Annotated in this window: 6 protein-coding genes; 3 read left to right on the top strand and 3 right to left on the bottom strand. The window is 62.4% G+C overall.

All coding sequences use genetic code 11. The features are described 5' to 3' along the window. The first annotated feature begins 114 nt into the window (after positions 1-114). Together SH809_19185 and SH809_19190 are read left to right on the top strand one after the other, a co-directional pair. The gene (locus SH809_19185) at positions 115-627 is read left to right on the top strand and encodes an FHA domain-containing protein (protein MDZ4701843.1); all 513 of its coding nucleotides are present in this window, start codon (positions 115-117) and stop codon (positions 625-627) included. A 54-nt stretch (positions 628-681) separates the two neighbouring features. Next, the gene (locus tag SH809_19190) at positions 682-2,943 is read left to right on the top strand and encodes an FHA domain-containing protein (protein ID MDZ4701844.1); all 2,262 of its coding nucleotides are present in this window, start codon (positions 682-684) and stop codon (positions 2,941-2,943) included. Positions 2,944-2,953: 10 nt separating this feature from the next. Here the strand turns inward: SH809_19190 and SH809_19195 are convergent, their stop codons facing one another. Together SH809_19195 and SH809_19200 are read right to left on the bottom strand one after the other, a co-directional pair. After that, positions 2,954-3,901 carry a sugar phosphate isomerase/epimerase family protein gene (locus SH809_19195; protein MDZ4701845.1) on the bottom strand — a complete coding sequence of 316 codons (948 nt, stop codon included), beginning with the start codon at positions 3,899-3,901 and terminating at the stop codon, positions 2,954-2,956. Positions 3,902-4,276: 375 nt separating this feature from the next. After that, on the bottom strand, positions 4,277-5,764 hold the full coding sequence (locus SH809_19200) for a DASS family sodium-coupled anion symporter (protein MDZ4701846.1): 1,488 nt from the start codon (positions 5,762-5,764) through the stop codon (positions 4,277-4,279). A 121-nt stretch (positions 5,765-5,885) separates the two neighbouring features. Between SH809_19200 and SH809_19205 the strand changes: the two genes are divergently transcribed. Continuing rightward, a complete protein-coding gene (locus tag SH809_19205; protein ID MDZ4701847.1) occupies positions 5,886-6,242 on the top strand; it encodes a hypothetical protein in 357 nt (118 codons plus the stop codon). 112 nt (positions 6,243-6,354) lie between these two features. Here the strand turns inward: SH809_19205 and SH809_19210 are convergent, their stop codons facing one another. Further along, positions 6,355-7,365 carry an IS110 family transposase gene (locus SH809_19210; GenBank protein MDZ4701848.1) on the bottom strand — a complete coding sequence of 337 codons (1,011 nt, stop codon included), beginning with the start codon at positions 7,363-7,365 and terminating at the stop codon, positions 6,355-6,357. Positions 7,366-7,724 lie beyond the last annotated feature (359 nt).

Consider the following 7,724-nt stretch of genomic DNA (forward strand, 5'->3'; position numbering starts at 1 on the left):
ACTCCGGGCAGCCCGCCCCTTCCCGCTTCGAGCCGCGGCACTGGAACTACGCTGGGCAGTCCGCCCGTCCTTCCGTCCCAGGGGATTGCTTCCTTTGGACCGGACGATCCGGGGATGCGCACCAGCATGGGGCAATCGTTCGCGGCGCTGCCGGACCTGCCCGGCATGAACGAGGATCCCCTGCCGCCAGCCACTGCCCAGCCCGCAGCGCTGCCGGACCTGCCCGGCATGAACGAGGATCCCATGCCGCCAGCCACTGCCCAGCCTGCGGCGCTGCCGGACCTGCCCGGCATGAACGAGGATACCATGCCGCCAGCCACTGCCCAGCCCGCGGCGATCCCGTTTGTTCTGGAGCTGGGTCTGGGCGATGGAAAGGAATCTCGCCTGACGCTGAATCCCGGCAAATACGTCCTCGGCCGGGGGCAGGCGTGCAACATCGTCGTGGCAGACAGTTTTGTGTCGACGCGGCATGCGGAGCTCATCGTCACCGATTCGAGCGTCGAGATCATCGATCTCAAGAGCAGCAACCACACGTATGTCGACGATGTCCAGATCAGCCAGCCCACCCGTTTGACCGTTGGCGCCCGGCTTCGTTTTGGGCCAAAAGCGACCGCGGTGCTGCGCTGAGCCGGCGTGGCCATCACATCGGATTATACCCCACACGAAGACGGATAGCGACGCATGGAGCTCCCTGAGGTACTGGATCTACTGGTGGTTGGCGGTGGGCCGGCCGGCACCGCTACGGCGTTTCGCGCGCGCGAGCTCGGACTCTCCGTCCTGGTCCTCGATTACGATGACCTGATGAAGCGTATTCGCGACTACGCCAAGGAAAAGCTGATCCTGCCCCATTTCGGCGGCGGGGACCAGATGCAGTTCCCCGCCGGCGGACCCCTCGTGGCGGCGCTACAGTTTGGCCCGATCGACAAGGACGACATGTGCAGCCGGTGGCAGGGCCTGTATCGTGAGCATGCGATCCCGACAAAAATCGGGCTGGAACTCACGAGCATCAGCAAACAACCCGGCGGATTGATTCGTGCGAAGACCTGGAATCATCGGACTCGGCTGGAAGAGACGTTCACCGCGCGCCATCTTGTTCTGGCCATCGGCCGGGGCGTGCCCCGGCGGTTCGACATCCCCGGCGACACAGCAGGAATCACGTATCGGCTTGACGACGCGCAGACCTATATCGGCGAGCCGGCGTGTGTGATCGGCGGCGGGACATCGGCTGCCGAAGCGGTCATCGCGATCTCAAACGCCAAAGCCGCCGCTGGCGACGCGTGTCCGGTCTACTGGTCGTACCGTGGCAATAGCATGCCGAAGGTGTCCCGCGCGTTGTCGGAAGTGTTTTTCGAGGCCTACCTGGGCAACGGCAATATCCGGTATTACCCGCATAGCGAGCCCGTGGCCGTGTTGGTGGGGCCGGACCGACAGGAGTATGTGTCGATTCGAGTCGATCGCCGGCTCATCGAAGGCCGGTCGATCGAGACGACGCACCTGGAGTTTCCGAAGACGCAGTGTATCGCGTGCATCGGCGAGGACATCCCCGAGGCGTTCCTGGAGAGTCTGGGGATCACGATGGTGGAGGGCGGGGCCAGGGGCAAACGGCGTATGGCGGTGACGCCGCTGCTGGAAACGCAGGTGCCCGATGTGTTTATGATCGGTGACATTCTGAGCCCGGTCTATCTCGAAGCCGACGACCATCGCGCCGACGCCACGACGTTTCGGGAGGTGCGCCGCGCCGGCAACATCAAGGCGGCCCTGCGCGACGGCGTGTTCATCGCGGAGGTGATCCGGCAGAAGGTGGATGGCCGCTCGAAAATCGATGTTGCTCTGCGGTTCGTCGAGGATGCCACACCGGGCGAAAGCGAGGCGATCCCGGAAGAAGTGCGACAGAGCGCGTCGTTTTTGCGGCCGGCGGACGACGACACGGCTCGCGAAGTAGCGGCGCCGCGGCTCGTCCGCATCACCCTCGCGGGAGTCGAGGAAGACGAGTACCTGCTGAACTTGGGCGCGGACACCCCCATCGGCCGCGCCGACTCCAATACGATTGTCGTCTCCGATGAAGGGTCCATGGCCGACCGTCACGCGACGATCCGGAACACCGAGAAGGGCTTTTTTCTGCGCGACGAAGGCAGCAAGGCGGGTTCGTTCCTACAACTGACGGCCGGCGAACTGCGCCCGCTCTCGAGTGGCGATTTGCTCCAACTGGGGCGGCAGTTCCTGGTGTTTAACCGGCAACCGAACGGCTGGCTTTGCCTGCACTACGACCACAACGGGACGGTGGTCGGCCGGCACCTGCTCTCCGAGGGCACGGTGGTCCTCGGGCGCGATGCCCCCGATATTGTACTCGCCGCCGACGACCGGATGCTCTCGCGTCGGCATCTGGCGGTGCAGGTGAAGGGGGGCGAGCTGGCGGCCAAGGATCTCAATAGCCTCAACCGCACCTACCTGCGCATCCGAGCGGAGTATCCGATCCGGCATGATGAAGTGATCCGGCTCGGGCAGTCGCTGTTCCGATTCAGCGAGCGTCAGCGCGAGCCGGCGAAGGAGGTCTCGTTTATCCAGCCGGCACCCGCCAGCGTTCCGGTCCAGCCGGCGCCCGAATCCATGGCGCCAGCCGGGTCACCGAAGCCTGTCGCCGCTCCGGACGCGCCGGCTGTAACCTTCCTGGGTAAAGGAGGCCCGTTCCCGATGTCGGCTGCCGGCACCGTCCTGAGCACGGCGCGCCAGCATAATATCCCGATCAATTACGAGTGCGAGAGCGGTCGGTGTGGCTACGACCCGGTGCGCATCGTGTCTGGCGCCGAGCATCTGAACGCGTTGGACGAAGATGAGGAGGGGTGGACGATTTCGGAGGTGTGTAAGCTAAAATCTGGCGAACACCGGTTGGCCTGCATGTTGCGCGTGAAAGGCCACGTCGTGGTGCAGATCGTAGAGAAGTAGGGGACGCGGCTCAGGTGAGGCGATCCTGGATGAAGCGGACGTTCGCGCGGGTGTCTTCCTGGAAGCGCTCGTCGCGGCCGCTCGTTTCGAGGATGAACCACTTGTCGTAGCCGATCTCCTGGCAGGCGTCCGCCACGCCGGCGAAGTTGACCCCGTGTTGAGCCGGCCCGCCCAGCATCGCGCCCATCGGATCCTCCAGGCCGAGGGTCTCCTTGATGTGGATCTCGCAGATCCGGTCGTTACCGAGCAGGCGGATCTCGGTGGGGACGTCGTATCCGTAGGCGGTGGAATTTCCCACGTCGTAATAGACCTGCACCATCGGCGAGGCGACGCGGTCCAGGATCTCCAGATTTTGTTCGGCCGTGAGGGTGTTTTCGAGGCCGAGGACCACGCCGGCGTCTTCTGCCCGCGGCGTGATCTGGCGGAGTGCCTCTACGACCCGCGTGACCCCCGGGGCGTCGAGTTCGTAGACGCTAAAAGCGCTTTCGCCGATGCGCCGAAATTCGCCGAGGCTGTCCTTTAGCCGCAGATCCCCATTCCCGAAAAACGCCACCAGCACACAGGAAGACCCAAGCGCGGCGGCGGCCTCGACGGCGTCGATGACGTAGACGGTGGACTGAGGTTCGGACTTCAGCGGGATCCGGTTGAGGATGCTGCCGGCGGCGACGGATGGGAACGTGATGCCGTGTTCGCGGCCGAGGTCCAGGTAGCGCTCCCGCACAGCGTCGATGCGGAGGGGCATGAAGTCCGGCCGGGTACCCACGCTTACCTGGATGCCGGCGAGGTGGGCGGCTTTGGCCTTCGGGATGTCGTCCGGGTCGCACGAGCGGCCGAGGTTCCAGTCGCACATTCCGATCGGGTTGGCGGCGAAACGAGCGGCAAAGGTCGCCCTGGACAGTGCGAGGGTGGCGACGGTGGCGCTCGTGGTCTGAAGAAAGCGGCGGCGGGAGACGCGCATGGCGGTTTCGGGTTCGGAGTTCGGGGTTCAATGTATGACGCCAATCGTATTATACAGGCCTGACTGGAGGCTAACTCACATATTCGGAGACATTACGCACGATTTTTCCGGTCAAAACCACATCTTCGTGCGATTGCCGGCCCCCCGGAGTTTGGCTACGTTATGTACGCGTTCATCAGCACATGGGAATGCGGCCCTCTATCGCCCGGAAGCAAGCATCGGGCGCACTGCCTGCCGGGCCTCGTTTCGGCGGATGAACCCTCTCCACCTTTTGAAGCATCCCATGATCAGTGGGCGGTCAGGCATGGCCTCTTTCCTTGCCTCCCCGGCGAGCCGATCCCCTTCCCGTATCCCGGCGGGCAGGGGATCGTCATTTTATGGAGAACGGAAGGTATCTGGAAACGCATCGGGTGAAAAATCCCATACGCCCGGGAGGAACAGGTAGACGATGAGGGTGACGATGACGATGGAGATGAGGTTGAGTCCGAAGCCGGCGCGGATCATATCCGCCATCCCCACATAACCCGATCCGAACACCACCGCGTTTGGTGGGGTGGCTACCGGCAGCATGAAGGCGCAGGAGGCCGCCAGCGTGGCGCCGATCATCAGGATATAGGGGTGCACGTCCAGCGAGAGCGCCATCGCCGCGAGCACCGGCAGCATCATGGCCGTTGTCGCGAGGTTGGACGTGATCTCCGTCAGGAAATTGACGCTGGCCACCACCACGATCAGCAACACGAGGAGCGACACCCCTTCGAGCAGGGTCATCTGCTGGCCGATCCACAGGGCCAGTCCCGTAGCCTGGAAGCCGTTGGCGATGGCCAGTCCGCCGCCAAAAAGCAGCAGAATGCCCCAGGGGAGCTTGACGGCCGTCTCCCAGTCGAGGATCTTGCCGCCCTGCGCCCGTGACGCCGGCAGCAAAAAGAGCGCGATGGCGCCGGCGATGCCGATGATGGTGTCGTCGAGCGCCGGCATGAACCTCACCAGCAGAAACGAGCGGGTGATCCAGGCCAGGGCGGTGCCGGCGAACACGAGCAGCACCATCTTTTCCTCGAACGTAAGCGGTCCCAGCGCCCGCAGCTGAGCGCGGATTTCGGTGCGGCCGCCGGGGATGGCGGTTTGCCGCAGCGGGAAGACGACGCGGGTGAGGTAGGCCCAACACAAAACAAGGAGGATGATGGAGATGGGCAGGCCGAGTACGATCCATCGCGCGAAGGTGATCTCGACCCCGTAGGTCTCTCGGATGACGCCGGCGAGCACCAGATTGGGCGGCGTCCCAATCAGCGTGGCGATCCCTCCGATCGAGGCGCTGTAGGCGACGGCCAGCATCAGCGCCTTGCCAAAAAGGGCCGTCTCGTTCTCGGGCGTCCCCGGATGATCCTTGAACTGGGCGACGATGGCCATCGCGATCGGCAGCATCATGACGGCCGTGGCGGTGTTCGAGATCCACATGGAAATAAACCCCGTCGCCACCATGAACCCGAGGATCATGCGCGGCGCGTTGGTCCCGATGACGCTGATGATGGCGAGCGCGATCCGCCGGTGTAGCCGCCACCGCTCGATGGCGATGGCGATGATGAATCCGCCCACATACAGGAAGACGAACTTGTCGCCATACGCAACGCTCGTCGCGTTCAGGCTGAGGCTGCCGGTGAGGGGGAAGAGGACGAGCGGGAGGAGGGAGGTGACGGCGATGGGCACGGCCTCGGTGATCCACCAGATGGCGATCCAGACCGTCGACGCCAGCACGGCCTGGCCCTCCGGTGAAAGGCCCTCCGGGCGGACGAAGAAGAGCAGGATGATGAAAAGGGCGGGGCCGAGGACGAGGCCGGCGGAGCGGGGGGTAAAGGAGGTGTTTTTCATGCGGGTGTGATCCTCAGGGCAGCCCCTTTGACGCGGGAGTTCTCACGATTCGCTGTGCTGTTCGTGGATCTTTCCCGAAGATAGGCCGCTGTAAGCAGGTATCCCAAAAAGCGACACGACGATGCGATACGGACTTCTTGTATTATTTCTGGCTGGATGTGCGGGGATTCATTACCCGGCCGGCAGCCTCGTCGAGGGTGATCCACAGACGCTTTGGATGAAAAAAGTCGTCTCGGTGGGTAAACAATGCGTGCCGGCCCCTCCCGTCGGTGAAACGGTGGATGCCCTGCTGCTGGAACTGGCCGACGCCGACCTCGCTATCTATGACCATGTCTGGATCGGAAAGCCGACCTGCCGCGGCTGCGACGGATGCCCGGCCTACCACGGAGATCTATTTATTCGGGCCGAGCGCCGGGATGTGCATAGGATGAGTCAGATGGGGTACGAGGTGTCGATGGCGCCAGAGCATGCTCGGTGAGGAAAGGTCGTTTTGTAAAGGGATCACGCTTACCGAGTAGTCACAGGCTTGGATCTGTCGCCGAGTGGTGTGAAAAAATAGTCGCACTGTCATCGCGATGTCTATGACTTAGTCAAGAGACAAGGAGCCTCGGGTAGACCGAGACATAGCCATCGATGTAGGGTTTTTTGTTTTTTAACATACTGCAGAGTACGCGTAGCAGCTGGTTGGACACATTGTTGAGGACCAGCGTTTTGGGCTTGCCCTCGGCGAGCTTGCGATGGTAATAAAGCTGGTAGGTGCGCTTATGGGTGACCACGGAGCGCGCGGCCAGGTGCAGGAGTTTTCGCATCGTTCTGGGGCCGTATCCCCGGGATAGGGGCTTTCGCTTCACGCTCGTTCCGCTGGTGTGCTCCAGAGGTGCGATGCCTAACTGGGCCGCCATTTGCCGATAGGTGATCGGCTCGGAGAACCCCTTCGTGATCACGAGCAGGTGAGCAGCCAGAAGGATTCCGACGCCCGGTGCGCTCACGATCAGATTGACAATGTTGGCCATCGTGGGATGCTGCTTGATCAGGCGCTTGATCTCCTGTTCAAGTTGCTTGATCTGCTCCTTCGCCTGCTGGATCATGACATCGAGCGAGGCATTGGCCGCCGGTGTCTGGATGTACTTGCGCTGGAGCGCCTGGCGCGCGTTGGAGAGGGCTGTTTGCTGTTTGACCAACTGCTCTCGCGTACTCAAAAGCACCCTGATTTGCTCTGTAATGGCCTCATGAGGCTCCCAGAGCTTGAGTTTATCGCGAAAGCGGTAGGCATACTCGGCGATCTTAAGGCTATCGAGCGGATCGGTTTTGGCCGTGCCTTGCCCGAGCGCCCGGTGGATCTTGATCGGTTCAATGAGTAGGATCTGGAAACCGGCTTGATGGAGCGTGTAGCAGAGCAATTCGGAGTATACACCCGTATTCTCGATGCACATCACCGTCTGTTCGGGCGTACAGCCCTGCTTTTCAAGCGAGGCCAGGAACTGCGCTATACCGTCGGCATGACTGTCAAAGGTACTCGAGTTTCCGGCCAGCTTCGAATCAGGTATGTAGCGGGTGAACGTAAACGAATCCGCCGCGGGATCGATTCCGATGTAGTTCATAATCGGGGGGGTCTAGGTGAGCGAGCGGGTTCGCAGGAGGCTACGAGCTGAGTCTGTTAGTGACCTGCGGAGAGGTCGGTTTGTCTATTTAGCTTCAAGCCGCCGAAGGAAGGGGTCTGGTATCGCGATAGGCATCACTATCGTGTGCATGAACGAACGGTAGACTTAAGCCTTCCCTCGAACCCGTACTGAAAACTCGAAAAAACGAACGAAATAATCTAACAGAACGAACGCAGCGGCGCCAGCCGATGCGGCAGCTGAGCGACCTCCCGAAGCGGACGCCGCGTCAATCCGTTATGGAGCCATCCGTACGGAGGTCCCTCCACTCCAGCGCCGGCTGGCGCCGTCGCTTCCGGTCG

The organism is Rhodothermales bacterium (genome assembly GCA_034439735.1).
Lineage (GTDB): Bacteria > Bacteroidota > Rhodothermia > Rhodothermales > JAHQVL01 > JAWKNW01.

What these genes read in the sequence shown, in the direction of transcription:
- SH809_19185 (MDZ4701843.1), top strand. Translation starts at nt 115, where the DNA reads ATGCGCACCAGCATGGGGCAATCGTTCGCGGCGCTGCCGGACCTGCCC.
- SH809_19190 (MDZ4701844.1), top strand. Translation starts at nt 682, where the DNA reads ATGGAGCTCCCTGAGGTACTGGATCTACTGGTGGTTGGCGGTGGGCCG.
- SH809_19195 (MDZ4701845.1), bottom strand. Translation starts at nt 3,901, where the DNA reads ATGCGCGTCTCCCGCCGCCGCTTTCTTCAGACCACGAGCGCCACCGTC.
- SH809_19200 (MDZ4701846.1), bottom strand. Translation starts at nt 5,764, where the DNA reads ATGAAAAACACCTCCTTTACCCCCCGCTCCGCCGGCCTCGTCCTCGGC.
- SH809_19205 (MDZ4701847.1), top strand. Translation starts at nt 5,886, where the DNA reads ATGCGATACGGACTTCTTGTATTATTTCTGGCTGGATGTGCGGGGATT.
- SH809_19210 (MDZ4701848.1), bottom strand. Translation starts at nt 7,365, where the DNA reads ATGAACTACATCGGAATCGATCCCGCGGCGGATTCGTTTACGTTCACC.